At 68.3% G+C, this 26,775-nt stretch carries 24 protein-coding genes; 15 read left to right on the top strand and 9 right to left on the bottom strand.

The annotated features are described in order from the left end of the window. Positions 1-52 precede the first annotated feature (52 nt). The 4 genes from H7A85_RS17450 to H7A85_RS17465 all read right to left on the bottom strand — a co-directional run bounded on the left by H7A85_RS17450 (position 53) and on the right by H7A85_RS17465 (position 7,140). Positions 53-4,936, bottom strand: a complete 4,884-nt coding sequence (locus tag H7A85_RS17450) for an NAD-glutamate dehydrogenase (RefSeq protein WP_182087242.1) — start codon at positions 4,934-4,936, stop codon at positions 53-55. A 118-nt stretch (positions 4,937-5,054) separates the two neighbouring features. After that, the gene (locus H7A85_RS17455; RefSeq protein WP_182087243.1) at positions 5,055-5,693 is read right to left on the bottom strand and encodes a TPM domain-containing protein; all 639 of its coding nucleotides are present in this window, start codon (positions 5,691-5,693) and stop codon (positions 5,055-5,057) included. A 2-nt stretch (positions 5,694-5,695) separates the two neighbouring features. Then, positions 5,696-6,496 carry a TPM domain-containing protein gene (locus H7A85_RS17460; RefSeq protein ID WP_182087244.1) on the bottom strand — a complete coding sequence of 267 codons (801 nt, stop codon included), beginning with the start codon at positions 6,494-6,496 and terminating at the stop codon, positions 5,696-5,698. Between the two features lie 14 nt (positions 6,497-6,510). Next, positions 6,511-7,140 (bottom strand): LemA family protein, encoded by a 630-nt coding sequence (locus tag H7A85_RS17465; protein ID WP_182087245.1) that lies wholly within the window; start codon positions 7,138-7,140, stop codon positions 6,511-6,513. Between the two features lie 124 nt (positions 7,141-7,264). Here H7A85_RS17465 and H7A85_RS17470 point away from each other — a divergent pair, with 124 nt between their 5' ends. The 14 genes from H7A85_RS17470 (at position 7,265) to lpdA (ending at position 22,286) form a co-directional block, all read left to right on the top strand. Beyond that, positions 7,265-7,519: a hypothetical protein gene (locus tag H7A85_RS17470; protein WP_182087246.1), complete on the top strand. Its 255-nt coding sequence runs from the start codon at positions 7,265-7,267 to the stop codon at positions 7,517-7,519. A 22-nt stretch (positions 7,520-7,541) separates the two neighbouring features. Continuing rightward, positions 7,542-8,444, top strand: a complete 903-nt coding sequence (gene pdxY, locus H7A85_RS17475) for a pyridoxal kinase PdxY (RefSeq protein ID WP_182087272.1) — start codon at positions 7,542-7,544, stop codon at positions 8,442-8,444. Then, positions 8,441-9,238, top strand: coding sequence for a DUF429 domain-containing protein (locus tag H7A85_RS17480; RefSeq protein ID WP_182087247.1), 798 nt, complete (start codon positions 8,441-8,443; stop codon positions 9,236-9,238). The genes pdxY and H7A85_RS17480 overlap by 4 nt, the downstream gene beginning before the upstream one ends. A 30-nt stretch (positions 9,239-9,268) precedes the next feature. Continuing rightward, on the top strand, positions 9,269-9,931 hold the full coding sequence (locus H7A85_RS17485; protein WP_182087248.1) for a carbonic anhydrase: 663 nt from the start codon (positions 9,269-9,271) through the stop codon (positions 9,929-9,931). A gap of 167 nt (positions 9,932-10,098) precedes the next feature. Beyond that, positions 10,099-10,638 (top strand): protease inhibitor Inh/omp19 family protein, encoded by a 540-nt coding sequence (locus H7A85_RS17490; protein ID WP_182087249.1) that lies wholly within the window; start codon positions 10,099-10,101, stop codon positions 10,636-10,638. A gap of 96 nt (positions 10,639-10,734) precedes the next feature. Beyond that, the gene (zapE, locus tag H7A85_RS17495) at positions 10,735-11,916 is read left to right on the top strand and encodes a cell division protein ZapE (RefSeq protein WP_182087250.1); all 1,182 of its coding nucleotides are present in this window, start codon (positions 10,735-10,737) and stop codon (positions 11,914-11,916) included. Between the two features lie 412 nt (positions 11,917-12,328). Continuing rightward, positions 12,329-13,516 carry an ADP-forming succinate--CoA ligase subunit beta gene (sucC, locus tag H7A85_RS17500; protein WP_182087251.1) on the top strand — a complete coding sequence of 396 codons (1,188 nt, stop codon included), beginning with the start codon at positions 12,329-12,331 and terminating at the stop codon, positions 13,514-13,516. 53 nt (positions 13,517-13,569) lie between these two features. Further along, on the top strand, positions 13,570-14,475 hold the full coding sequence (gene sucD / locus H7A85_RS17505) for a succinate--CoA ligase subunit alpha (protein ID WP_182087252.1): 906 nt from the start codon (positions 13,570-13,572) through the stop codon (positions 14,473-14,475). A 248-nt stretch (positions 14,476-14,723) separates the two neighbouring features. Next, the gene (locus H7A85_RS17510; RefSeq protein ID WP_182087253.1) at positions 14,724-17,732 is read left to right on the top strand and encodes a 2-oxoglutarate dehydrogenase E1 component; all 3,009 of its coding nucleotides are present in this window, start codon (positions 14,724-14,726) and stop codon (positions 17,730-17,732) included. Between the two features lie 51 nt (positions 17,733-17,783). Beyond that, positions 17,784-19,055: a 2-oxoglutarate dehydrogenase complex dihydrolipoyllysine-residue succinyltransferase gene (gene odhB, locus H7A85_RS17515; RefSeq protein WP_182087254.1), complete on the top strand. Its 1,272-nt coding sequence runs from the start codon at positions 17,784-17,786 to the stop codon at positions 19,053-19,055. Positions 19,056-19,121: 66 nt separating this feature from the next. Then, positions 19,122-19,883, top strand: a complete 762-nt coding sequence (locus tag H7A85_RS17520; RefSeq protein WP_182087255.1) for an SDR family oxidoreductase — start codon at positions 19,122-19,124, stop codon at positions 19,881-19,883. Beyond that, positions 19,883-20,362: a hypothetical protein gene (locus H7A85_RS17525; protein WP_182087256.1), complete on the top strand. Its 480-nt coding sequence runs from the start codon at positions 19,883-19,885 to the stop codon at positions 20,360-20,362. Before H7A85_RS17520 ends, H7A85_RS17525 begins: the two co-directional genes overlap by 1 nt. Positions 20,363-20,447: 85 nt before the next feature. Further along, positions 20,448-20,846, top strand: coding sequence for an MAPEG family protein (locus tag H7A85_RS17530; protein WP_182087257.1), 399 nt, complete (start codon positions 20,448-20,450; stop codon positions 20,844-20,846). A gap of 21 nt (positions 20,847-20,867) precedes the next feature. Continuing rightward, positions 20,868-22,286, top strand: a complete 1,419-nt coding sequence (gene lpdA, locus H7A85_RS17535; protein ID WP_182087258.1) for a dihydrolipoyl dehydrogenase — start codon at positions 20,868-20,870, stop codon at positions 22,284-22,286. Between the two features lie 86 nt (positions 22,287-22,372). On the opposite strand, the gene H7A85_RS17540 is transcribed toward lpdA, so the two are convergent. The 4 genes from H7A85_RS17540 to H7A85_RS17555 form a co-directional block, all read right to left on the bottom strand. Further along, a complete protein-coding gene (locus H7A85_RS17540) occupies positions 22,373-22,612 on the bottom strand; it encodes a hypothetical protein (protein WP_182087259.1) in 240 nt (79 codons plus the stop codon). A gap of 76 nt (positions 22,613-22,688) precedes the next feature. After that, positions 22,689-22,988 (bottom strand): hypothetical protein, encoded by a 300-nt coding sequence (locus H7A85_RS17545; RefSeq protein WP_182087260.1) that lies wholly within the window; start codon positions 22,986-22,988, stop codon positions 22,689-22,691. Between the two features lie 105 nt (positions 22,989-23,093). After that, complete coding sequence (locus tag H7A85_RS17550) at positions 23,094-24,314, bottom strand: TraB/GumN family protein (RefSeq protein ID WP_244631257.1); 1,221 nt, start codon at positions 24,312-24,314, stop codon at positions 23,094-23,096. Then, positions 24,277-25,236, bottom strand: a complete 960-nt coding sequence (locus H7A85_RS17555) for a tyrosine recombinase XerC (protein WP_182087261.1) — start codon at positions 25,234-25,236, stop codon at positions 24,277-24,279. Before H7A85_RS17555 ends, H7A85_RS17550 begins: the two co-directional genes overlap by 38 nt. Before the next feature lie 184 nt (positions 25,237-25,420). Between H7A85_RS17555 and H7A85_RS17560 the strand changes: the two genes are divergently transcribed. Further along, a complete protein-coding gene (locus H7A85_RS17560) occupies positions 25,421-25,855 on the top strand; it encodes an OsmC family protein (protein ID WP_182087262.1) in 435 nt (144 codons plus the stop codon). A 41-nt stretch (positions 25,856-25,896) separates the two neighbouring features. Here H7A85_RS17560 and H7A85_RS17565 read toward each other — a convergent pair whose 3' ends face one another. Continuing rightward, a complete protein-coding gene (locus tag H7A85_RS17565; protein ID WP_182087263.1) occupies positions 25,897-26,337 on the bottom strand; it encodes a Fur family transcriptional regulator in 441 nt (146 codons plus the stop codon). Between the last annotated feature and the right edge of the window lie 438 nt (positions 26,338-26,775).

Here is a 26,775-nt window from a genome sequence, read left to right on the forward strand (position 1 = left end):
CGGATGGTGGAGCCACCCACCATCCTCCTCCTTGCGCGTTCGGATCGGCCGACTAGATGCCTATGTCCTGAAGCAGGCCGGCGGCCAGCGTTAGGCGGGCGACCGAGGTGTCGCCCGTTCCCGCCAGCCGTTGCAACCGCTCGGCGGCGGACTGGAGCATGTCACCTTGCGCTCCTGCCCACTCGGCGACGGGATCGTCGCCCGTCCCGTCGCGCAGCGCGAGGATCGTCAGGCGCCGCCGTTCCCGAGCGATCTGACTACCGGCCCGTTCCAGCGCCAGGGTTTCGTAGTAGTCGCCGGGCTGCTGCGCGATGAGAGCTTGTTCCAACTGATCGACGTGAAGGAAACGGCTCATCTCGACATAGGCCTGGAGCGCTTCCTTCACCGATCGACCTGTTTCACGTGAAACATCTTCGATGTCCGGGACGAGACGTAGGAGCGTGAGGGCGGCGACACGGGAGGCCAACTCGTCGGGCACGCCCTTCGCCGTCCAGTCTGCCTGACGGCTCGCGACCTCGCGGCTCGCATCGCCGCCGGCCAGTTCGGAAAGCGAGGGCGCAAGTTCGGACGAAAGTCGCCCGAAAATGGCGACGGTCTCCGCGAGATCGAACGCGCCGCGCCGGGCGAGAATGCTGACGCCGACCTGTAGGAAGAAGGACACGGCGGCGTAGAGCTCGTTCTGGACGTCGCCCGGCACGCGCGCATCCACCGCGTCGATGCGCTTTAGAAGGTCGGCGATGCCGAACCCGTCGAACACGGCGACATAGGCGGCGGCGAGCGCGCTGGCGGAGCGGCCGGTGGCGTCGCGCAAGACCGTGGCGAAGGACACGCCGAGCCGGTTGACGAACTCGTTGGCGAGCCCCGTCGCGATGATCTCGCGGTGGAGCCGATGGGCGAGGATGTCCGCTTCGAAGCGCGCGCGCATGGGGGTTGGGAAGTAATGGAGGAGGCGGCCGGCAAGATAGGGGTCGTCGGGCAGCGGACCGGCGACGAGGGCGTTGAAGAGGTCGATCTTGGCATAGGCGAGGAGTACGGCCAGCTCTGGTCGCGACAGGGTCTGGCCCCGGGCGCGAAGGTCGGCGATCGCGGCAGGCGAGGGGAGGGTTTCCACCGCGCGGTCGAGCGCGCCGGTCTCCTCCAGCGCCGCCATCAGCCGGGCCTGGAGCGCAAGGCGCGAAACGCCGGCCTTTTCCTCCAGCGAGATCGCCAGGGTCTGCGCGTAGTTGTTGGCGAGCACGAGATGGGACACGTCCTCCGTCATCGAGCCGAGCAGCGTGTCGCGCTCCTCGCGCGAGATGCGACCTTCGGCGAGCGCAGCCCGGAGGGCGATCTTGAAGTTCACCTCGACGTCGGACGTGTTGACGCCCGCCGAATTGTCGATCGCATCCGTGTTGAGCCGGACGCCCGCGCGCGCCGCCTCGATGCGGCCGGCCTGGCTGAGACCGAGATTGGCCCCCTCGCCGACGACCCGGGCGCGAAGCTCGCGCGCGGTGATGCGCACGGGATCGTTGGCACGGTCGCCGATGTCGAGATTGGTTTCGGTCGAGGCGCGGATGTAGGTGCCGATGCCGCCGAACCAGAGGAGATCGACGGGACTGCGCAGGATCGCGGCGATGATCTCGGCCGGGGTGCCGGACAGCTTGTCGAAGCCGATGGTCTCGGCGGCTTGCAGGGAAAGACGGATCACCTTGTCGCGGCGCGAGAAGACGCCGCCGCCCGCCGAGATCGCCGAGCGGTCGAAATCGGCCCAGGACGAGCGGGGCAGGGCGAAAAGGCGCTCGCGCTCGGCAAAGGAGCGGGCCTCGTCCGGGTTCGGGTCGATGAAGATGTCGCGGTGGTCGAAAGCGGCGACCAGCCGGATCCGGCGCGACAGGAGCATGCCGTTGCCGAAGACATCGCCCGACATGTCGCCGCAGCCGGCGACCGTGAACCGCTCGTTTTGGATGTCCCAGGCTTGGCCCCCGTGGCCCATCTCGCGGAAATGGCGTTTGACCGCTTCCCAGGCGCCGCGCGCGGTGATGCCCATGGCCTTGTGGTCGTAGCCGGCCGAGCCGCCGGAGGCGAAGGCGTCGTCCAGCCAGAAGCCGCGCGCGCGCGCCACCGCGTTCGCCGTGTCGGAGAAGGTCGCCGTGCCCTTGTCGGCCGCCACCACGAAATAGGGGTCGAGGTCGTCGTAGCGCACGACACCGGTCGGCGTCGCGGTTTCGCCCGAGGGCTCGATATTGTCGGTGACCGACAAAAGCGAGGCGATGAAGACGACATAGGCCGAGCGCCCCGCCTCGAACCACGTTTCGCGGTTGGACGGGTCGGGGAGCTGCTTGGGGTAGAAGCCGCCCTTGGAGCCGACGGGCACGATCACCGCGTTCTTGACCTGCTGCGCCTTCACGAGGCCGAGGATCTCGGTGCGATAGTCCTGGCTCCGGTCGGACCAGCGCAGGCCGCCACGCGCCACGGGGCCAAAGCGAAGGTGGACGCCTTCGACGCGCGCGTCGAACACGAAGATCTCGCGGAACGGCACGGGCGCGGGCAGCCCCTCGATGGCGTGCGGATCGAGCTTGAAGGCGAGCGCCGGCTTGACAGCGGCGGGCGTCGAGCCGGGATCGGCCGAGACGTCCGGCACCGCGTAGAAGTTGGTGCGCAGCGTGGCGAGAACGACGCCGAGAAGCCGGCGCACCACACGGTCCTCGTCGAGGCTGGTGATCGCGTCGAGCTCGGCGCGGATGTCCAGGAGCGGCTGCAAGGCGCCGCGCGCGGCCGCGCGGGCGGCCTCCGCGTCGCCCGCGAGCTCCTCGGGCAGATCGTCCGTGCGTCGCTCCAGCGCCGGGTCGAAGGCGCCCGCGAACATCGCGACGAGCGCCCGGGCGACCGCCGGCTGGCGCTCCAGAACCTGGGCCATGAAGTCGGGCGTCGTGGCGAAACCCGTCTGGCGGAGATAGCGGGCATAGGCGCGCAGAAGGTTGGCCTCGCGCCAGTCGAGCCCGGCCGAAAGAACCAGTGCGTTGAAGGCGTCGTTCTCGATCCGCCCGTCGATCACCGCCTCCAGCGTCGCCTCGAGGGCGAGGCCCTTGTCGCCGAGCGCGGCCTCAAACCCCGAGCGCGGCGTCAGTTCCATGTCGTGCAGCCAGACATGGGTGCCGTCGGGGCGCACGATCTCGTGCGTCTGCTCGGCCAGCGGCGAGAAGCCCATGTTCTCCAGGATCGGCACGCGCCGCGACAGGGACAGCGCTTCGCCGAGGTTGAAGAGCTTAAGGCGCAAGGGCGCGCCGGGCTCGTCGTCGCGGCGGTAGAAGTCGAGGCCGAGCGGGGCGGCGGAGGTCAGCGACAGGATGTGGCCGGCATCCTCCACCGCTTCGTCGGGGTCGACCGCGTCGCGGTATCCGCCGGGCAGGCCGGAGCCGAGCGCCATCAGGGCGCCGAGCTGGCCGGTGCGCGCGGCCGCGCGCTCGAAGCCGAGCGACCAGTCGCGCGCGATCCCCGTGATCTCGGCTTCCAGCTCGCCGGTATCGGGATCGGGCGTCGGCCCGCCCGTGCGGCCGATGATGAAGTGGATGGTGGCGAGCGCGCCTTCGGGAAAGTTCGGGTAGTAGGCCGAGACGTGGCCGTCGTAGCGCTCCGCGAGCAGCACCCCGATCTCGTCGCGCAGGCGCGCGTCATAGCGCTCGCGCGGCACGAAGACGAGAACCGACACGAAGCGGTCGAACCGGTCGATGCGCGGCAGGACGCGGATGCGCGGGCGCTCGCCGAGCTCGGTGACGATGCCCGCGAAGCGCTCCAGAAGATCCACGTCGATCTGGAACATCTCGTCGCGCGAATAGGTCTCGAGCGCCACCGCGAGCGCCTTGCCCGAATGCGAGCGCGGGGCGAAGCCGAAGCGCTCCGTCACCACGGCCGCCTTGCGTCGGAGATAGGGAATGGTGGCGAGCGGGCGGGTGTAGGCGCTGGCCGCGAACAGGCCGACGACGCGAAGCTCGCCGACGAGCGCGCCTTGCGCGTCGCGCAGCTTGATGCCGACATAGTCCATGTAGGTGCGCCGGTGGACGCGCGAGCGCGCGTTGGCCTTGGCCACGATCAGCGGCTCGGGGTCTTCCAGAAAGCTACGCAGCTCCGGGCTCGGCTCGCCGGCGGAGCCCTCGCGGCGCAGGACGCGGACCTCCGGGTTCCGGAGGATGCCGAGCTCGCCGCCCTCCACCTGGCGCAGCGCCTCGCCCTCGCGGAAATAGGCGAACTCGCGGATGCCGAGGAAGATGAAGTTGCCCTCGCACAGCCAGTCGAGAAGCGCCGCGCCCTCGCGGTCGGCCGCCGCGAGATCGGGCTCGGTGCGCTCGTTTGCGCGCACTTCTATCCGTTGCGCCTCGGCGCGCACACGCTCGCGCATCGCCTCGAAGTCGGCATTGGCGGCGGCGACCTCGGCGAGGATTTCGCGCAGGCGGGCGGCGAGCGCCTCCTCGCCGGCGGGGTCGGGCATCGGCTCGAACACGACCTGGATCAGGCTGACGGATTCGCCGGTCTCGGGCCCCGAGCGCTGGTCGCCGAACCCCGCGATCGCGCCCGCCCCGTCGCGCTGGACGGCGAGGATCGGGTGGGAGATCTCGTGGATCGCGGGCGCCCGGTCGGCGATCTCGGCCAGAACCGAGTCGAACAGGAAGGGCATGTCGTCATGGACGAGGGTCGCGACGCTGATCGGCTCGCCGGCACGCAGTTCGCCGCGCAGGCGCCGCACCGAAACGGTGGCCTCGCCCGGCTGGTGTCGGCCGAGCACCGAGACCGCTTCCTCGGCGAGGCGGGCGAGCGCTTCGGGCTGGATGGCGAGAAGATCCTCCGCCGGCGGCCGGGCGAACAGGAGCGGGCTCAGCCGGGCGGCGGGGCCTTCCGCCGGAAGATGGGCGAGGACGTCGGCCAGGATCCGGTTCTTCTGCAGGGTCGGTTCGGGCGTCATGGCGGTCCTCGCTCGGGCGGTCGTCTCGAAGGGCTCCCCGTCGGAAAGCCCCTGGCGAATCATCTCACGATCGGATGACGGGAACATGGGTCCGGTGGCGGAACAACAGGCATCGTGCTCAGATTTCCACCAGGCGGTCGGGGATCTCGTTGCCTACCCCCACGCGGGGCGGAAACGAGCCGGCGAGGATTTCGCCGACATAGGTGACGGCGTCCGCGAACCCGTCGGCCAGCCGGTCCTCACGGGCAGCTTCGACGAGGCCCGCCACCACTTCGTCCCAGGTGTCCTGGTCGACATGGGCGGCGATGCCGGCATCGGCGATCACCTCGGCATGGCGCTCGGCCTCCGACACGAAGAGGAGGACGCCGGTTCGATCGGCGGTCACATGGAGGTTGTGGGCGAGGAACTGCGCGGCGGCCATGCGCGAGGCACGGGCGCGCGCGAAGCCCGCCGGCACGAGGCGGCGGCGAAGGCCGGGCAGGGCGGCGAGGGCGAGCGACAGGAGCGCTGCGACAATGAAGAGGATGCCCGTCGCCTCGACGCCGCCGACGGGGCGGCCGGCAAGCTCTAGGATCAGCGTCGCGGCGAAGGCCGCCGGGATCAGGGCCGCCACCGCGATGGCCGCCGCGCCGAAACCGCCGTTCTCGCCCGACGAGCGGGCGAACACGGCGTAGATCTCGGCGCTGGTGCGCGTTTCGGCGCGCGCGATGGCGTCCCGCACGCGGGCATGGTCTTCGGGGGAAAAGCGCAAGGTCATGGCTACCAGCTCCCCGACGATCCGCCGCCGCCGAACGAGCCGCCCCCGCCCGAAAAGCCGCCGCCACCCGAACTCGACCAGCCGCCGCCGCCCATGCCGCCGATCGTCGGACCGAAGGTGGTGACGACGCGCCCGTTGCGCCCACGCCGCGTGGTGCGGGTGCCGTAGGTGCCGGTCCGGCGCGCGGCCAGAAACGCCAGAAGCAGGAAGAAGCCCCAGCCGCCGAAGAACAGGAGGCTCCAAAGCGCCAGGAAGCGCGGATCCTCGTTGCGGGTTCCCCGCTCCCAGGGAGGCAGGCGTTCGGCGCGCTCGGCCACCGCCGCGCCGTTGCCCGACAGGATTTCGACGAGCGTGCCGGTGCCGGCCTCGATGCCGCCGGCAAAATCTCCCGAGCGGAAGAGAGGCAGGATGTCGCCCTCGATCACGGTGCGGGTGAGGGCGTCGGTCAAGGTGCCTTCCAGCCCGTAGCCGACCTCGATACGCACCTTCCGCTCGGCTGGCGCCACGAGGAGGATGGCGCCGTTGTTTTGCCTAGCCTGGCCGATGCCCCAGGCGCGGCCGAGGCGGTAGCCGTAGTCCTCGATCTCGTAACCGCCGAGGCTCGGCACGGTGGCGACGACGAGCTGGTCGCTCGTCTTGGCTTCCAGGGCTGCAAGCTTCGTTTCCAGCCCTTCGCGCTGGCCGGCGGAGAGGAGGTTCGCTTCGTCCACCACGCGCCCGGTCAGGGCGGGAAAGTCCTGCGCGCCGGCCGGCAGCGCGAGGAAGAAGCAGACGACGATCAGGAGGGGGGACAAGGCGCGCATCGCGCTCAAGATCCCTATTGGAAGGACACGGTGGGCGGCGTCGAGGCCCCGGCGCTCGCCTCGAAGGCCTGCATCGGCTTGGCTTCCGGATACAGGATGCCGGCGATCCAGCGGCCCGGAATGGTGCGCAGCTCCGTGTTGTAGACCCGCACCGCCTCGATATAGTCGCGCCGCGACACCGCGATGCGGTTTTCCGTCCCTTCCAGCTGGCTCTGGAGGGCGAGGAAGTTGGCGTTGGACTTCAGGTCGGGATAGCGCTCCACGGTGACGAGAAGGCGCGACAGAGCGCCCGACAGCTGATCCTGCGCCGCCTGGAATCGCTGGACCGCGGCCGGGTCGGTGAGTTGGTCGGCGTTGATCGTGGTCTGCGTCGCCTTGGCACGCGCTTCCACCACGGCGGTCAGCACCTCGCGCTCCTGCGCGGCGAAACCCTTCACCGTTTCCACGAGGTTGGGAATGAGGTCGGCGCGGCGCTGATACTGGTTCTGCACCTCGGCCCAGGCGGCCTTTGCCTGCTCCTCGTAGGTCGGCACGTTGTTGACGCCGCAGGCCGACAGGAGCGGAACGAGAAGAAGCGCGGCCAGCGCCGGCAGGAGGGAGCGGGCGCGGGGCAGGGCGCGGAGGCGGAAGGCTGCGGCGATCATGGGTCCCTCTTCGAGCCGGATGGTCGCAACCCGTTATAGAGCGATGCCGCCGCTTGTCGCGCGTGGGGCGGCGCCCGATCCCGCAACTTGCCCTCGATCGGCTTTTCCGTCAGGGTCCCGCTTCATGACGAGCCCCTCCGACGACCGAGCCCGGCAGGCCGAAGCCGAGGCGATCCTGCGCCGCGTGCGGGAGGAAACCGACCCGCAGACCGGGGCGGCGGCCGGAAGCATGGCCCATGGCGTGCGCCGTCACTTTTGGGGCGCGGACGCCGACCCCGCCGACCGGATGGAGGTCTGGGGCATGCGCATCGGCCGGCTCGCCGGCCTCCTCGCCTTCGTGGTGCTCGCCGCCATGCTGGCGAACCAGCTTTCCTCCTGATTTAAGCGGAGCCGATCGCATCGTGTCCGTCGCTTCTCCGAGCCCCGGCGACAAGCCGGCCGTCATCTCCATCTCCAGCCACGTGGCGCGCGGCACGGTGGGCAACCGCGCCGCGGTGTTCGCGCTGGAATCGCTCGGGTTTCCCGTGTGGTCGGTGCCGACCGTCACCCTGCCCTGGCATCCCGGCCACGGGCCCGCAACGCGCATCGTGCCGGATGAGGCGGCGTTCTCGGCCTTTGTCGACGACCTCGTGCGCGCGCCCTGGCTCGGCGAGGTCGGGGGCGTCGTCACCGGCTATTTCGGGGCGAGCCATCAGGTGGAGCCGGTGGCGCGCCTCGTGGACGCGGTGCGGCGCGCCAATCCGAAGGCGGTGTATCTGTGCGACCCGGTGGTCGGCGACGGGACGGAAGCGGGGGGGCGGCTCTACCAGCCGGCCGAGACGCTGGAGGCGATCCGCGATCACCTCATCCCGCGCGCCGACATCGCGGTGCCCAACCGCTTCGAGCTTGAATTCCTGACCGGGCTGGAGCTTTCCACCAATGCGCATCTGGCCGAGGCGGCCGCCGCGCTCGGGCCCTCCAGCGTCGTCGTCACCTCGGCCTTTCCTCTCTTACGCGGTGGTATCGGCAATCTCCTGGTGGAGGGCAGCCTTTCCGTGCTGGCCGAGCACCGGCGCATCGAGGAGGTGCCGAACGGGCTCGGCGACCTCACGGGCGCGGTGTTCCTGGCGCGCATCCTGTCCGGCATCTCCGGCGAAAAGGCGCTGCAGAGCACGACGGCCGCCGTGTTCGAGATCCTGGCGCGCACCACCAAACGCGGCCGCGACGAGCTGGCGCTGGAAACCGACGCCGACAGCCTGAAGACGCCGATGGCCATGGTGCAGATGCGCCGCTTGGCGCCCGTCGGAGGCAAGACGAGGGCTTGAGCGCCTTTCGCGCGCTCGCCGGGGTCGACGGATGCCCGGCCGGCTGGGTGGCGGCGATCGAGCGCCGCCCGGGCGAAGGGGAGCTGGAGGTCTTTCCCCGTTTCGAGACGCTTCTGGCCGATCTTCCCGGCGACGCTCTGGTCGTGGTCGACATGCCGATCGGCCTGCCGGAGCGGATTTCGGGGCATGGTCGCGGTGCCGAACAGGCGGTGCGCGAGGGTCTCGGGGCCCGCCGGTCCAGCATCTTCGCCATTCCCGCGCGCGCGGTGGTGGAAGCGGCGGCCGGGCCCCGTCGCGCGATGGCGGAACTCGCCATCGCTCATGCCCGCGTCTCGACGCTGGCCCGCGCCCTGTCCAACCCGCCGCGTGGCGTTTCGCGACAAGGCTTCATGCTGTTTCCTAAGATCCTCGAGCTCGACACGCTCCTGCGCGCCGACCCGGCGCTTTCCGAGCGGGTTCTGGAAAGCCACCCGGAAGCCGCCTTCGCGCGGCTGAACGGGGGCGCAGCGATGGCCCATCCCAAGAAGCGCAAGGGCATCGGCGAGGCGCCGGGGCTGGAGGAACGGCGCGCGGTTCTGCGTCGCCATGACCTTCCCCCGGCGCTTCTGGGCGCGCCGCGCCCTCGCGGGGCGGGAGAGGACGACCGGATCGATGCCTGCGCCATGCTGCTCGTGGCGCGTTCGGCCGCGCGAGGGGAAGCGCGGCCCTGTCCCGAACCCCTGGAGCGCGACGCGCACGGGCTGCCGGTGGCGATCTGGCTACCCCCTTGTGCGTCGCGGGACAAATCGGGTTAGAAGCGTTCCGAACCCGCGACGGAGCGCCGGATGCCCCTTCTTCCCGATTCCCTCCTCCACGGCTACCGCACCTTCGTGGAAGGCCGCTACCTCCAGGAAACGCAGACCTACCGCGCTCTGGCGCGCGACGGGCAGGCGCCCGAAACCATGGTGATCGCCTGCTGCGATTCGAGGGCGGCGCCCGAGACCATCTTCGGCGCGGGCGCGGGCGAACTCTTCGTGGTGCGCAACGTCGCCAACCTCGTGCCCCCTTATGCGCCGGACGGCGACTTCCACGGCACGTCGGCGGCGCTGGAGTTCGCCGTGCAGGCGCTCAACGTGCGCAACGTCGTCGTCATGGGCCATGGGCGCTGCGGCGGCATCAAGGCGGCCTTGAACGTCGGGGCCGAGCCGCTGTCGCCCGGCGACTTCATCGGCAAGTGGATGAGCATCCTAGAGCCGGTGGCCGAGCCGATCGCCGCCAGCCCGATGATGACGGCGGGCGAGAAGCAGACCGCGCTGGAGCGCATCTCGATCCGCACCTCCATCGCCAACCTGCGCACCTTCCCCTACATCGCCGCGCGAGAGGCGGCGGGCGAACTCAGCCTGTTCGGCGCCTGGTTCGACATCTCCACCGCAGAGCTTTGGGCGATGGATGCCGAGACCGGCGATTTCCACCGCCCGCTCGTGGACGTCGAAGACGCGGTGATCTGATCGGCGCTCCCCATTCCGCTTCGCCGTGTCGGGGAGGCCACAGAATGGGGGATGGTTTGGGGTTTTCGCCGGAGCCTTGCTTGCGAAACTTGGTAAACACCCTTTTTAAAAGGGGATACGCGACGAGCCCGCGACCGGGTGCGGCGACCAACCAGACGGGGAACGGGATGACCCATATTTTCAAGACGGGCACGGCGCTCGCGGCGCTTCTGACGGTGGCAGGCTGCCAGTCGGCGGCTCCGACCTTCGGTGGCTCGTCCGGCGGCCCGGCCCCGTTGCGCCCGGCCCCGACCGGTCAGGTCTATTCCAACCAGCTGCCGCCCCCGCCGCCGCCGCCGGCCAGCCCCGTGACGCAGACGCCCCCGCCGGTCACCGACACGGCGGCGAACGGCGCCGCGCCCGCTCCGACGCAGACCGCATCCGCCGCGCCGGTGACGCGCGAAGGGCTGGTTGGTGCATGGCGCGTGTCGTCGGGCGGCGGAAACTGCCAGATCTTCATGGCGCTGACCCAGTGGACCGGCGGCTACCGCGCCGCCTCGCGCGGCTGCCCAGGCCAGGTCGCCGACGTATCGGCCTGGGACGTTTCTGGCTCCCAAGTGGTCCTGAAGGATTCGGGCGGCTCCACCGTCGCGACCCTTTCCAACACCGGCGGCACCCGCTACGAGGGCACCACCAGCGGCGGGCAGTCGGTCAGCCTCTACCGCTGATCCTAGCGGGAAGGCCGCGCGGCTCGCGCGGCCCCGAAGGGCTTCGTTTCAGTGGCGAAACGAAGCCGGCATTCATGTCAGAGGCATCGGTTCCCCATGGCGCATGAAGGCTACGGCTCCGTCGGGTCGGAACGGGGCCCGGTGCGCGCCGAGTTGGCGCGCCGCGTACGCGAGGGGGCCTTGCGCGACGACGCCGTACAAGCGGGCATCGCCGACCGGCTGGACCGGTTGGGCGCCGAGTTGAAGACGGCGGCGCTGCCGGTCAAATCCAGCGCGCTCGGCTGGCTCTTCGGCAAGCGCGAAAAGGCATCCGCACCGCGCGGGCTCTACATCTACGGCTCGGTCGGACGCGGCAAGTCCATGCTGATGGACCTGTTCTTCGAGAAGGCGCCGATCGGGGCCAAGCGCCGTCTCCATTTCCACGAGTTCATGGCCGAGATGCACGGGCGCATCAACGCGCACCGGGCGGCGGTGAAGGCGGGCGAGGCCAAGGGCGACGATCCGATCCCGCCCGTCGCCGAGAGCGTGGCGGCGGAAACCCGGCTCCTGTGCTTCGACGAGTTCACCGTCACCGACATCGCCGACGCGATGATCCTGTCGCGCCTCTTCGACGCGCTCTTCGCGCGCGGGCTGACGCTTGTCGCGACCTCCAACGTCGCGCCGGACGATCTCTACCGCGACGGGCTGAACCGCCCGCTTTTTCTGCCCTTCGTCGATACGTTGAAGGCCCATACCGACGTCGTGTTCCTCGACGCGCCGACCGACTACCGGATGGAGACGATCGGGGCGGGCGATCTCTACGTGACGCCGCTCGGGGCCGAGACCGACCGCCGTATGGACGCCCTGTGGCGTTCGGTCCTCGGCGGCGAGAGGGAAGCGCCGGACACGGTGTCCCTGCGTGGGCGCACGATCCCCGTGCCGCGCGCGGGGGCCGGTGCCGCGCGCTTTGCCTTTGCCGACCTTTGCTCGCAGCCGCTGGGCGCCGCCGACTTTCTGGCGATCGCCGCGCGCTATCGGACACTGGTCGTCGACCATCTGCCGGTGATGGGGCTGGCCGAGCGCAACGAGGCCAAGCGCTTCATCCTTCTGGTGGATACGCTCTACGATGCGCATCGCCGCCTGATCGTCTCGGCGCAAGCGCCGGCCGATCGGCTGTATGTCGCGGCCAACGGCACCGAAGCTTTCGAGTTCGATCGAACCGTGTCGCGCCTGATCGAGATGCGCTCGGACGACTATCTAGTGGAGACGGAGCGGCGGGCGGCATCGAACGACGGCTGAATGCGACCCGCGGCTTCGCCTTTATGTGAAAATTCTCCGACATGCCGTTTCTCTGGCTACCCCTTGGAAACACATGAAAAGACGAATGACGCTTACGTAAGCCCCACATGAGCTAACCGGTTGAAATTGCTCGCACCGGTTTGGAAGCGTTGCAGAAAGGTTCAGGCCGGGATATCTCGTGCCCATCTGGCGCGTGGTTTTCGTCCGGTTCTTCCGGGAATGGACCATCAGGGCGCGGCGTGTTCCTTCAACGGGCTCATACGGGCCCGGCAGTTTGCAAAAGTCCCCGGTTCCCGATGACCCGACCTGTTCCTCCTTCCCCTCGCCGGACCACGATGCGTGGCATGGCCCGGGGCATCGGTCCGGCATCCTCCCCATCGTTCCTCGCATTCATCCGAGACGGGAAGTTTTCATGAACATCCACGAATACCAGGCCAAGCAGGTCCTCAAGGGTTTCGGCGCGCCGGTGGCGTCCGGCGTCGCCATCACCAGCGCCTCCGAGGCGGAAGCTGCGGCCAAGCAGCTCCCCGGGCCGCTCTATGTGGTGAAGTCGCAGATCCATGCGGGCGGGCGCGGCAAGGGCAAGTTCATGGAACTCGGCCCCGATGCGAAGGGCGGCGTGCGCCTGGCGAAGTCGGTCGAGGAAGCCGTCGCCCACGCCACGGAAATGCTTGGCAACACGCTGGTCACCGCGCAGACGGGCGAGGCCGGCAAGCAGGTCAACCGCCTCTATATCGAGGACGGCGCCGACATCGCGCGTGAGCTTTACTGCTCGCTCCTCGTCGATCGCTCGGTCGGGCGCGTCGCCTTCGTCGTCTCCACCGAGGGCGGCATGGACATCGAGGCGGTCGCCCACGACACGCCGGAAAAGATCCACACGATCGCGATCGACCCCGAAACGGGTGTGACGGACGCGGACGTGGCCGGGATCTCCGACGCCTACGGCCTCGACGGCGCGGCGCGCGAGGATGCCAAGAGCCTGTTCCCGGCGCTCTATAAGGCGTTCACCGACAAGGACATGGCGCTTCTGGAGGTGAACCCGCTGATCGTCATGACCGACGGTCACCTGCGCGTTCTCGACGCCAAGGTTTCGTTCGACGGCAACGCGCTCTTCCGTCACGACGACATGAAGGCGCTTCGCGACGAGACCGAGGAAGACGCCAAGGAGATCGAGGCTTCGGCCTGGGATCTCGCCTATGTGGCGCTCGACGGCAACATCGGCTGCATGGTGAACGGCGCCGGGCTGGCCATGGCGACGATGGACATCATCAAGCTCTACGGCAAGGAGCCGGCGAACTTCTGCGACGTCGGCGGCGGCGCCTCGAAGGAAAAGGTCGCGGCGGCCTTCAAGATCATCACGGCCGATCCCGCGGTGCAGGGCATCCTCGTCAACATCTTCGGCGGCATCATGCGCTGCGACGTGATCGCGGAGGGCGTCGTCGCGGCGGTGAAGGAGGTTGGCCTGAAAGTTCCGCTGGTCGTGCGCCTGGAGGGCACGAACGTCGATCTCGGCAAGAAGATCCTCAACGAGAGCGGGCTTGCCATCACGGCCGCTGACGATCTCGACGACGCCGCGCAGAAGATCGTGGCCGCGGTCTGAGCCGCGCCCGTCTGCTGCCGATCGATCCCATTTCCGGAGTCCGATAAGACACCATGTCCATTCTCGTCGACAAGAACACCAAGGTCCTCGTCCAGGGCCTGACCGGCAAGACCGGCACCTTCCACACGGAGCAGGCGCTCGCCTACTACGGCACCAAGATGGTGGGCGGCATCCATCCCAAGAAGGGCGGCGAAAGCTGGTCGTCCGGCGTCGACGGCACGGCGCTGCCGATCTTCGCGTCCGTCGCCGAAGGCCGCGAGAAGACCGGGGCAGACGCGTCCGTGATCTACGTGCCGCCGGCGGGCGCGGCCGATGCCATCATCGAGGCGATCGAAGCGGAAGTGCCGTTCATCGTCTGCATCACCGAAGGCATTCCGGTGCTCGACATGGTGCGCGTCAAGGCGCGCCTCGAAAAGTCGAAGTCGCGCCTCCTCGGCCCCAACTGCCCGGGCATCCTGACGCCCGAAGAATGCAAGATCGGCATCATGCCGGGCTCGATCTTCAAGAAGGGGAACGTCGGCATCGTCTCGCGCTCGGGCACGCTGACCTACGAGGCCGTGTTCCAGACCACCAACGAGGGCTTGGGGCAAACGACGGCGGTCGGCATCGGCGGCGATCCGGTCAAGGGCACCGAGTTCATCGATGTTCTCGAAATGTTCCTCGCCGACGACGAGACGAAGTCGATCATCATGATCGGCGAGATCGGCGGCTCGGCCGAAGAGGACGCCGCCCAGTTCCTGATCGACGAGGCCAAGCGCGGTCGCAAGAAGCCGATGGCCGGCTTCATCGCGGGCCGCACGGCGCCCAAGGGTCGCACCATGGGCCACGCCGGCGCGGTGGTGTCAGGCGGCAAAGGCGACGCGGAATCCAAGATCGCGGCGATGGAAGCGGCCGGCATTAAGGTGTCGCCCTCGCCGGCGCGCCTTGGCAAGACGCTGGTCGAGGTCCTTAAGGGCTGATGACCGGGGACAAGGGGCGAAAAGGATCGAATCTTAACGATCCCGCCCCTATCTCGTCGGATTGATAGGACACGCAGAAACGTGCCGCGCGGGTGTTCCGACACCGCGCGGCCTGTTCGGTTCTCCGGGCAAGTCCCCCAGTCGGAACGCGTTCGAGTGAGCGGCGAAAGCTTAAATCCAAGCCTTCGCCTTCCGTTATCTTTCAGGGAGACGGCGCCCGGTTCGGCGGGAGCCGCTTTGTCACCATCATGGCACGCAATCCGGCGAACGAAACCTTCGCGGCGACCTCTTTCCTCTACGGCGGCAACGCCGACTACATCGAGACGCTGGCCGCCGCCTACGAGCGCGACCCGTCCTCGGTCTCGGAGGAATGGCGCTCGTTCTTCTCCTCGGTCGCGGACGACAAGGCGACCGTCGTCAAGAACGCGGAAGGGCCCTCCTGGGGCCGGACCAACTGGCCGCTGACGCCCAACGGCGAACTCGTCGCCGCTCTCGACGGCAACTGGGGCGAGGCGGAAATCCGCGTCGAGAAGAAGTTGCGCGACAAGGCGGCAGCCGCCGCGCCGAAGGGCGAGGCGCCGTCGGAGGCCGCCATCCTCCAGGCGACGCGCGATTCGGTGCGCGCCTTGATGCTGATCCGCGCCTACCGGGTGCGCGGCCACCTCCACGCCAAGCTCGACCCCCTGGGTCTGGCGGCGCCGGAGGAGGACTACAACGAGCTTTCCCCTGAGAACTACGGCTTCACCGCCGCCGACTACGACCGCCGCATCTTCATCGACAACGTGCTCGGCGTCGAGTTCGCCACGCTCCGCCAGATGGTCGACATCCTGCAGCGCACCTATTGCGGCACGATCGGCGTCGAGTTCATGCACATCTCCAATCCGCTGGAAAAGCAGTGGATCCAGGAGCGCATGGAGGGCGAGAACAAGGGCGTCGAGTTCACCGACCAGGGCAAGCGCGCCATCCTCAACAAGCTGATCGAGGCGGAGGGCTTCGAGAAGTTCCTGGACGTCAAGTACAAGGGCACCAAGCGCTTCGGCCTCGACGGCGGCGAGGCGCTCATCCCGGCACTCGAGCAGATCATCAAGCGCGGCGGCCAGATGGGCCTTCAGGAGATTGTTCTCGGCATGGCCCATCGCGGCCGCCTGAACGTCCTCTCCCAGGTCATGCACAAGCCGCGCCGCGCCATCTTCCACGAGTTCAAGGGCGGCTCCTACAAGCCGGAGGACGTCGAAGGCTCGGGCGACGTCAAGTATCACCTGGGCGCCTCGTCGGACCGCGAGTTCGACAACAACAAGGTCCACCTCTCGCTGACGGCCAATCCGTCGCACCTTGAGATCGTCAATCCGGTCGTGATGGGCAAGGCGCGCGCCAAGCAGGACCAGATCGGGGGCGGGCGCACGCGCACCGAGCCGGTCGCCATCGAGGACCGCAACCGCGTCCTGCCGCTTCTGATCCACGGCGATGCGGCCTTTGCCGGCCAGGGCGTGGTGGCCGAATGCTTTGGTCTGTCGGGCCTGAAGGGACACCGCGTCGGCGGCACGCTCCACTTCATCATCAACAACCAGATCGGCTTCACCACCAATCCCCGCTTCTCGCGCTCCTCGCCCTATCCGTCCGACGTGGCGAAGATGGTCGAGGCGCCGATCTTCCACGTCAACGGCGACGACCCGGAAGCGGTGACCTATGCCGCCAAGATCGCGATCGAATACCGGCAGACGTTCCACAAGCCGGTGGTGATCGACATGTTCTGCTATCGCCGCTTCGGCCACAACGAGGGCGACGAGCCCGGCTTCACGCAGCCGATCATGTATCGCAAGATCCGCGAGCACCGGACGGCGCTGGAAATCTACGCCAAGCGCCTGGTGGAAGCCGGCGTCCTGTCGGACGCCGACGTCGAGGCGCGCCGCGCCGAGTTCCGCGCCGAACTCGACGGCGAGTACGAGGCCGGCCAGAGCTACAACCCGAACAAGGCCGACTGGCTGGACGGCGCGTGGTCGGGCCTGCGCCGGGCCGACCAGGAAGACGAGCAGCGCCGCGGCGTCACCGGCGTCGCCGCCAAGACGCTGAAGGAGCTCGGCCAGAAGTTGACCGAGGTGCCGGAAGGCTTCGAGGTCCACAAGACCATCGGCCGCTTCCTCGACAACCGCGCCAAGGCGATCGAGACCGGCGAGAATCTGGACTGGGCGACGGGCGAGGCGCTGGCCTTCGCCTCGCTCCTCACGGAAGGCACGCCGATCCGCCTGTCGGGCCAGGATTCGGAGCGCGGCACCTTCAGCCAACGCCATTCGGTCCTCTACGACCAGCGCAACGAGGAGCGCTACATTCCGCTCGGGCATCTGGCCAAGGGGCAGGCGAACTACGAGGTCATCAATTCGATGCTCTCGGAAGAGGCCGTGCTCGGCTTCGAATACGGCTACTCCCTCGCCGAGCCGAACGCGCTGACGCTCTGGGAAGCCCAGTTCGGCGACTTCGTCAACGGCGCGCAGGTCGTGATCGACCAGTTCATCTCGTCGGGCGAAGCCAAGTGGCTGCGCATGTCGGGCCTCGTGATGCTTCTGCCGCACGGCTACGAGGGGCAGGGGCCGGAGCACTCCTCCGCGCGCCTGGAACGCTTCCTCCAGGCCTGCGCCCAGGACAACATGCAGGTCGCCAACGTCACGACGCCGGCGAACTACTTCCACATCCTGCGCCGGCAGATGAAGCGCGACTTCCGCAAGCCGCTGATCCTGATGACGCCGAAGTCGCTCCTGCGCCACAAGCGCGCGACCTCGGACCTGTCGGAACTCGCCGGCGAAACCTCGTTCCACCGTCTCCTCTGGGACGATGCCGAGATGAAGCCGAACTCGGTCACGGTGAAGCTCCGGAAGGACAAGGACATCCGCCGCGTCGTGCTCTGCACCGGCAAGGTCTATTACGACCTTCTGGAAGAGCGCGAAAAGCGGGGCGTCGACGACATCTACCTCCTGCGCGTCGAGCAGCTGTATCCGTTCCCGGCGAAAGCCCTGATCAACGAGCTGTCGCGCTTCAAGGGAGCCGAGATCGTCTGGTGCCAGGAGGAGCCCAAGAACATGGGCGCCTGGAGCTTCATCGAGCCCTATCTGGAATGGGTGCTCGACCGGATCGGCACGGAAAAGCGGCGCGCCCGCTATGCCGGGCGCCAAGCGGCGGCATCCCCGGCTGTCGGCACCATGTCGAAGCACCTCGCCCAACTCGAAGCCTTCCTGGAGGAAGCGCTCGGAGACGCGGCGGCCTGACGGCCGCCTCGCCTCGCCTTCCCCTCAAGACACCATTCAGTGAGATCTTAGATGAGCACCGAAGTCAAAGTCCCGACCCTTGGCGAATCCGTGACCGAGGCCACGATCGGCCAGTGGTTCAAGAAGGCGGGCGACACCGTCGCGCAGGACGAGACGATCGCCGAACTGGAAACCGACAAGGTGACGGTGGAAGTGCCCGCGCCCGCCGCCGGCGTCCTGTCCGAGATCCTCGTCAAGGAAGGCGAAACGGTCGAGGTCGGAGCGCTGATCGCGGTGATCGGCGAGGGTTCGGGCACCGGCACCAAGGCGCCGACCGAGAAGCCGGCAGCCGCCGGTGAGCAGGCCGCCGCTTCCGGCGCCGTCGAGGGCTACGGCAACGCGTCCGCGCCGCCGGCCGCTCCCGCTGCCGCCGGCCAGTCGGCCGCCGTTCCGGCCGCTCCGTCGGCGCAGAAGATCCTGTCGGAGAAGGGCCTCCAGGCCTCCGACGTCGAAGGCTCGGGCAAGCGCGGCCAGGTGCTCAAGGGCGACGTTCTCGACGCCATCGCCAAGGGCGCCTCGGCGCCGACCGCCCCGCAGGCCAAGGCGCCGGCCGCGCCCCGTGCGCCGTCCTCGGGCGACGACGCGTCGCGCGAAGAGCGCGTGCGCATGACCAAGCTCCGCCAGACCATCGCGCGCCGCCTCAAGGACGCGCAGGACACGGCCGCGATGCTCACCACCTTCAACGAGGTGGACATGACGGCGGTGATGGAGCTTCGCAAGAAGTACAAGGATCTCTTCGAGAAGAAGCACGGCGTGAAGCTCGGCTTCATGGGCTTCTTCACCAAGGCGATCACCCACGCCCTGAAGGAAATCCCTGCCGTCAACGCCGAGATCGACGGCACCGACATCATCTACAAGAACTACGCCCACATCGGCATGGCGGTCGGCACCGACAAGGGCCTCGTGGTGCCGGTCATCCGCGACGCCGACCAGATGTCGATCGCCGAGGTCGAGAAGGAACTCGGGCGCCTTGCCAAGCTCGCGCGCGACGGCCAGCTGACGATGGCCGACATGCAGGGTGGCACCTTCACCATCACCAATGGCGGCGTCTACGGCTCTCTCATGTCGACGCCGATCCTGAACGCGCCGCAGTCGGGGATTCTCGGCATGCACAAGATCCAGGAGCGGCCGATGGCCGTGAACGGACAGGTCGTGATCCGCCCGATGATGTATCTGGCGCTGTCCTACGACCACCGCATCGTAGACGGCAAGGAAGCCGTGACCTTCCTGGTGCGCGTCAAGGACAGCTTGGAAGATCCGGAGCGTCTCGTTCTCGATCTCTAATCCCACGTCGTTCGAGGGGCCGGGCGACCGGCCCCTCGTTTTCATGAGCCAAAGCAGGAACTCGTCATGAGCGAACGCGGCGTCCTGATCGTCACCGGCGGCTCGCGCGGTATCGGCGCGGCGACGGCGCGTCTGGCAGGTGCTGCCGGCTACCACGTGCTCGTCAACTTCGCGGCCAACGAAGCGGCGGCGACGGCGGTGGCCGACGACATCCGCCGGGTGGGCAGGCGGGCCGAAACGGTGCGCGGCGACGTCGGGTCGCCCGAAGGCATCGCGCGGATCTTCGAGGCTGCCGACCGGATGGGGCGGCTGGCCGTTCTCGTCAACAATGCCGGCGTCGTCGACCAGCCGGCGCGCGTCGACGAGATGGATGCCGCGCGTTTGGAGCGGATGTTCCGAATCAACGTTTCGGGCAAGATCCTGTGCGCGGCAGAGGCGGTGCGCCGCCTGTCGACGCGGCACGGCGGCCGGGGAGGGACGATAATCAACCTGTCTTCGGCCGCCGCCAAGCTCGGTGCGCCGGGCACGTTCGTCGACTACGCCGCCTCCAAAGGCGCGATCGACACGTTCACGGTCGGCCTTGCCAAGGAAGTGGCTGATGAGGGCGTTCGCGTCTGCGCGGTGCGCCCCGGCATCATCGACACCGAGATCCATGCTTCCGGCGGTCTGCCGGGCCGCGTCGCGGACCTGACGCCGACGCTGCCCATGCGCCGTCCGGGAACGGTCGACGAGGTGGCGCGCGCCATTCTCTGGCTTGCCTCCGATGAGGCCAGCTATTCCACCGGCACGATCCTCGACGTGTCCGGCGCGCGCTCGATCCTGCCGTGATGCGCGCCGCCTCGATCCTGCTGCTGGTTCTGGCCGCCGCGCCCGCCACGGCGCAGACCCTGCCGGACTACCGCGACGATCGCTCGACGCCGGAGGCCGTCGTTCAGTCCCTCTACAACGCGATCGAGCGGAAAGAGCTGGCGCGGGCGTGGTCGTATTTCGAAGGCGATGCCGCCAAGCCCTTCGCCGAGTTCGCGGCCGGCTACGATACGACGCGGCATGTGCGCGTCCGGCTATTCACGCCATCGAGCGAGGGCGCGGCCGGATCGATCTTCTCCAGTGTGCCGACGGTGGTCGAAGCGGTGAGCGACGCGGGGACGAGCGTCTTTGCCGGATGCTACGAGTTGCGCCTCGTCCAGCCGGCGGCGCAGATCGAGCCGCCGTTCCGCCCGCTGGCGATCACCAAAGGCAGCTTGGCTGAGGTGCGCGACACGTTCGACGCGGCGAAAGGGCACTGCACCGGCGAGGGCACTGAGTGACGCTCCCCGTTCCCTCCGCGCGCTTTCGTTCCAGTTGCTGGCGCAACGCGGGCGGCTGGCGCCTGCCATTGGAGGCTGGACGCCGATGACCGCTCTTCCCACCGAACTCGTTCTTCTCGGCTGGTCCGTGGTTCTTCTGTTCGTGCAGATCATGCTGCAGGGGCAGCTGGCGACGCGCGAGCGCGGGACCGACTGGAACGCCGGCGCGCGCGACGGCGAGGCGAAGCCGCTCGGCACCTATGCCGGCCGCGCCGCGCGCTGCCTTTCGAACTTCCAGGAAACCTATCCGGCCTTCGTGGCGCTTGCGCTCGGCCTTGCCGTTTCGGGGCGCACCGGTGGCATCGGCGAATGGGGCGCGATCCTCTGGTTCGTCGCCCGAATCGTCTATGTGCCGCTCTACCTCGCCGGCATCCCCTATATCCGCTCCCTCGTCTGGCTGGGCTCCGTTCTCGGGCTCGTCCTGATGCTGTTCCGCTTTCTTTGAACCGTTGAGAAGAAGTTCCCCATGTCCGACACCTCCACCCCCTTCGATCTCGTCGTCATCGGCTCGGGCCCCGGCGGCTATGTCGGCGCCATCAAGGCCGCGCAGCTCGGCCTGAAGGTCGCCGTGGTGGAAAAGCGCCAGACCTACGGGGGAACCTGCCTCAACGTCGGCTGCATTCCGTCCAAGGCCTTGCTGCACGCCTCCGAAATGTATGCCGAGGCCGGCCATTCCTTCGCCGATCTCGGCATCAAGGTGGCCCCCGAGCTCGATCTGCCGACAATGCTCGGCCACAAGGACAAGACGGTGAAGGCGAATGTCGACGGCGTCGCCTTCCTGTTCCGCAAGAACAAGATCGAAGGCATCACCGGCACGGGCCGCATCGTCCGGGCGGGAGAGGTCGAGGTAACGGGCGCGGACGGGGGCAAGCGCACGCTCCGGACCAAGGCGATCTGCATCGCCACGGGCTCCGAGGTCGCCGGCATTCCGGGCCTCGATGTGGCCTTCGACGGCGAGACGATCGTCTCCTCCGACCATGCGATCGGCTTGGGGAAGGTGCCGGCCACCATGGTCGTCGTCGGCGGCGGCGTGATCGGCCTGGAGCTCGGCTCCGTCTGGTCGCGGCTGGGTGCCCGCGTCACCGTGGTCGAGTATCTCGACAAGATCCTCGGGCCGATGGACGTCGAGGTGTCCACCCAGTTCCAGAAGATGCTGGTGAAGCAGGGTTTCCATTTCAAGCTCGGCGCCAAGGTGACGGCGGTGGAGAAGACGGGGGCGGGCGCCTCCGTCACCTTCGAGCCGGTCAAGGGCGGCGCTCCGGAAGTGCTGGAAGCCGAGGTCGTGCTGGTCGCCACCGGCCGGCGCGCCTTCACCGACGGGCTCGGCCTCGACGAAGCGGGCGTCGCCCGCGACAAGGCGGGCCGGGTCGAGATCGACGCGCACTACCAGACCAACGTGCCCGGCATCTACGCCATCGGCGACGTGGTGAAGGGACCGATGCTCGCCCACAAGGCGGAGGACGAGGGCATCGCGCTGGCCGAGATCCTGGCGGGCCAGGCCGGCCACGTGAACTACGGCGTCATTCCGTCCGTGGTCTACACCTCGCCCGAGATCGCCTCCGTCGGCCGGACGGAGGAAGAGCTGAAGGCGGACGGGATCGAGTACAAGGTCGGCAAGTTCCCCTTCACCGCCAACGGGCGCGCCCGCGCCATGCTGCACACCGACGGCTTCGTGAAGGTTCTGACCGAAGCGAAGAGCGACCGCGTACTCGGCGGCCATATCGTCGGCTTCGGCGCGGGCGATATGATCGCCGAGATCGCGGTGCTGATGGAGTTCGGCGGTTCGGCCGAGGATCTGGCGCGCACCTGTCACGCGCACCCGACCCTTTCGGAAGCCGTGCGCGAGGCCGCCTTCGGCGCCTTCGCCAAGCCGATCCACGTCTGATCCGCGCCGGCATCCTGACGCAAACGAAGAAGGGCGGCTCCAGAGGGGCCGCCCTTTTTTCAGACCACGACGATCCGGCGCCGGAGTCAGGCGGTGCCGGCGGTCCAGAAGGATTGGTCGAGCGAAACACGGGCGACCTCGTGACGCTCGGCATCCAGGACCCGCGCATGGTCGCCCCAGCTTTCCTCGAAGCCGGACTGGGTCAGCACATCGCGCACCGCGCCGACCGCCTGATCCGGCGTGACCGCGTTGATCGCGTCATGCCAGGCGCCGGGAACCCAGGTCGCACCTTCGACCCGCCCCGTTTCGATCCGGTATCTCGACATCCGTTCAAACCTCCCAAGGATGGAACACGGGAGGGAGTGTGGACCCATCGCGGGGCGCTGTCACCTATCCTTCATGTCAGGAGAGGCGCCCCTCCCGGCAGCGTTGGTAGGCCCGGTCGCCCTCGCGCTCGGCGCGGGTGCGGTTGAGCGCGGACACGCCGAAGGAATCCTCGCCGTCCGATAGGTTCTCGAAGGAATTGCGCGCGGTCTGGTCGGCATAGTTCTCGCAGGTGCGTGAGACGGGCTTGCGATAGAAATCGGGCACGACGCCGATCGGCGGGTCGTAGGCCGGGCCGCGCTCCGAAAAGGCGGGGCCGTCGACTGCGGTGCAACCGCTCAGAAGCGGCAGGAGAAGGAGGAGGGTGCGAGCGCGCATCGGGAGCCTGCCGCGCCGTCCGCCGGTTCCGGTGCCCTCGGCACGGGGCGACAGCGCCTTTCAGAAGCTTCAACACGAAGCCGGAACCCCAGGTTCCCCGTGCGGCTATTCGACCGGGGTCACGCGCCAGCCGGCCTTTTCCAAACGTTCCACCAACCCGGTTTCGCCGGGAAGATGCAGCGCGCCGACCGCGACGAACCGGCCGCCCTGATCGAGGATCGGCTGGAGGCGCTCGGCCATCAGCGCGTTGCGACGATGGACGACGCGATCCTCGAACTCCTGCGTGATGGCGACCGAGTTCGCGTCCGTGGTGCCGGCGGGAACCGCGCTTTCCGTAGCCGGGCCGATCAGGGCGATCTCGCCCCGGAGGTAGAGATCGATCATCGTCTCGAAGAGGTCGGGCAGCCGGTCGGTGAGATCGACGCTGGCGACGAGATTGTCGGCCTGAAGGGGGAGGGGCATGGAAGCCAGCGCTTCCAGCTGCTCGGCTGCGGTTTCCAGGCCTTCCAGCGACTTGCCCGTCGTTTTCGCCCGCTCGGCGATCGTGACGTCCAGAACCTTGGCCCCGGTCTTGCCGCGCGCCACCTCGCAATCGGGCAGGAGAAGGCCGGCGGCGACGAACCAGGGCTGGAGGCGGGACACGGTCGCCGGCGGCATGCCCCTGGCTTCCAGCGCCGGTGCGACCTTGGCCATGTTCGCCTCGCCCAGGAGCTCGGGCAGCGACGGGCCGGGGGGCAGCGTGGTCAGGTCGGCGCGGGCGAGAAGGGTGCCGGCCATCTTCGTAGGGTCGAGAATGTCCGTGGTCTCGATCACCACGCCGTCAGCCTGCCCGAGCGCCGCGTCCACGGCCGGCGGCAGGTCGAGGACGCGCGGGTCCGACAGGTGCATGGTGCCGAACAGCCAGGACGGCTTCACCCCGTCGCGCTCGACGCGGAAGAAGCGGCCCCGGCCGTGGGGCGTGGCGTCCGCTTTCGCTTGGGACGCGTCCCACCCGGCGCTTTGCCGCAGATCGGGCAGGAGGCTGCGGCTCGTCCGGCACTGGAGCGCGGCTTCGCCCGGCGTCTGCGCATCCGCGCGCGAAACCGTGGCGGCCAGAAGCAGCGCCGCACACAGGAGGAGCGGAAACAGGTGCGGCAGCGCGGTCAGAAGAAGAGGCAGCGTTTGACGCCAGGCGCGCTTCATCGTCGGATCCATGGTTTCGAAGGCCCGGGCCAGCGAGCCGGGCCCGCCGAGCGAGGGGATCCCACCGCTATCAGCGAAATCCGACGAAAAGCTGAACAGCTCCCCTTCAACCGGCACGGGCACGCCGCGCCCGGGGATGGGCATCCTCGTAGACCTTCAGAAGACGCGCCCCGTCCACGGCCGTGTAGATCTGCGTCGAGGACAGGGACGCGTGGCCCAGAAGGTCCTGAATGGTGCGCAGATCGCCCCCCTTGGCCAGGAGATGCGTTGCGAAGGAATGGCGCAGCGCATGGGGCGTGGCGGAATCGGGCAGGCCGAGAAGACCGCGCAGGCGCGCCATCTCGCCTTGGATGATCTGCTGGCGGAGCGGCCCGCCGCGCGCGCCCCGAAACAGGGTGGTACCCGGTGCCAGATCGAAGGGGCAAAGGCGTCGGTATTCGTCGACCGCCTGAAACACCGCCGGCAGGAGAGGCACGAGACGCTCCTTGCGGCCCTTGCCAAGGATCGTCATCGAGCGGGCGCGGGGATCGCGCAACGCCCCGCCATCGAGATCCAAGGCTTCCGATATGCGAAGACCGCATCCGTAGAGAAGGGTGAAGACCGCGACGTTGCGCGCCGCGATCCAGGGCGACGAGGCCATGGCGCCCGCCTCCTCCGTCACCGCCAGGGCATCCGGGACGGCCAGCGGACGGGGCAGGGTCTTCGGCTGTTTGGGCGCGCGCATCGCCGCGGCGCCGGCGGCGCTCGCCAGTCCCTCGCGTTCCAGGTGACGCACGAAGGAGCGCACGCCCGACAGGATGCGACCCAGCGAGCGCGGCCCCGCCCCGTCGCGGCGCCGCTCGGCCAGAAAGGCGCGCAGGTCCGCAGTCTTTAGATCGGCGCAGTCGCTCGGCGTCGCCGGGCGGCCATGGTAGCTCCCAAGGAACTGGAAGAACTGCCGAACGTCGCGCTCGTAGGCCGTCAGGGTGTTCGCACCGACATGCCGCTCGTGCTCCAGCCGCTCCAGCCAGGCCGCCTTATGGTCCAGAAGGGCGGGTGTCGCGGGCAGGAGAAGCGCTTCGGGCATAGGGGCTTTCTTTCCCGAGATCGGTAGGCACTACCAAAGCGCGCGATTGGTAAATGCCGGGTTGCCGCTGGACGATCCCGGCGCGCCTTCCATTTCGCAGGTTCGAGCGGCGTTCGAACCCGAACGCCCCAAAAACCGATGAAAGAACCGCTTTCGCCAAGCGGTTGCCAAAGGAGAGCCCAGAATGAAGCGTCACGCCACCGCCATCTGGAACGGAGCGCTTGCGGACGGAAAGGGTGCCCTGACCACCCAGTCCGGCGCGCTCGACAATCACGGCTACTCGTTCAAGGCCCGCTTCGAGGACGAAAGCGGCAAGTCCGGCACCAATCCGGAAGAGCTTCTGGCCGCCGCCCATGCCGGCTGCTTCGCCATGCAGCTGTCGCACTTCCTGGCCGAGAACGGCACGCCTGCGGACGAGTTGAAGGCGCGCGCCGTGGTCAGCGTCGAACAGGCGTCCGGCGGCTTCGAGGTGCGCTCCAGCGCGATCACGCTGGAAGGCAAGGTGCCGGGCATCGACGAGGCGAAGTTCCACGAACTCGCCGACAAGGCCAAGGCCGGCTGCCCGATCTCCAAGGCGCTCGGCGCCATCGAGGTCACGCTGGACGCCAAGCTCGTCTGAAAACGACCAGTCGCGGCGCGGGCGACCCGCGCCGCGACCTTTCAGCCTTTCGTGCGCTTGCGCCCGTAAAGCTCCAGCCGGTGAAAGACGATCTCGTAGCCGAGCGAGCGGGCGATCTCGTCCTGCAGTGCCTCGATGCGCTCGGACGAGAACTCGATCACGTCGCCGGTGTCGATGTCGATCAGATGGTCGTGGTGTTCGCCGTCCGCCTGCTCGAAGCGCGAGGGGCCGTTGCCGAAGGCATGACGGTGGATCGCGCCCTTCTCCTCGAGGAGCCGCATCGTCCGGTAGACGGTCGACAGCGAGATGGATGGGTCCACCGCCGAGGCGCTGCGGAAGATCTCGAGCGCGTCCGGATGATTGGGATGATCGCGCAGGATCGCCAGGATCGTGCGGCGCGGGCGCGTGATGCGCACGCCCGCCTCGCGCAGAAGCGTCTCGTAGTCCGGTGTGGTCGCGGGCGATGGCTGCAACGTGCTCATGCGTTTTCCATAGCCGATCATGCGCGGAGGGAAAACGGCGAAGGATGTCGTCGAAGACGGGACGCTCTCGAGCGAGAAGGAAAGAAGGAGCGGCCTGAATTGCCGAAACGCGGGAAGGCCCGCGTTCCGAACCGCGGAGTGCGGGAAAATCGAGGATCCGGGGAGTAGAAGAGTACAGGTGACGGGGCGGGTGAGGTAGAATGACAGGCATGTTTCACCGAGGTGACGAAGTCGGGTCGCGCCAACTCATTGCTTGAATTGCGAAATTCAACTTTCTCCAAATTTCCTGCATTTCCCTGTTGACCTTCCCCGTTGGTTCCCCCTATACACCGCTCATCGACGACGGCGGTGGCGCCGGGGCGGACGGGACGGGGCCTTGAGGTTCTGAAGCGTCAGCCGGGAAGTTGAGCTGACGGTTGGTTCTGGGGGATTTCTTCC

The sequence above is a fragment of the Aureimonas sp. ME7 genome (assembly GCF_903970965.1).
Taxonomy (GTDB): domain Bacteria; phylum Pseudomonadota; class Alphaproteobacteria; order Rhizobiales; family Rhizobiaceae; genus Aureimonas.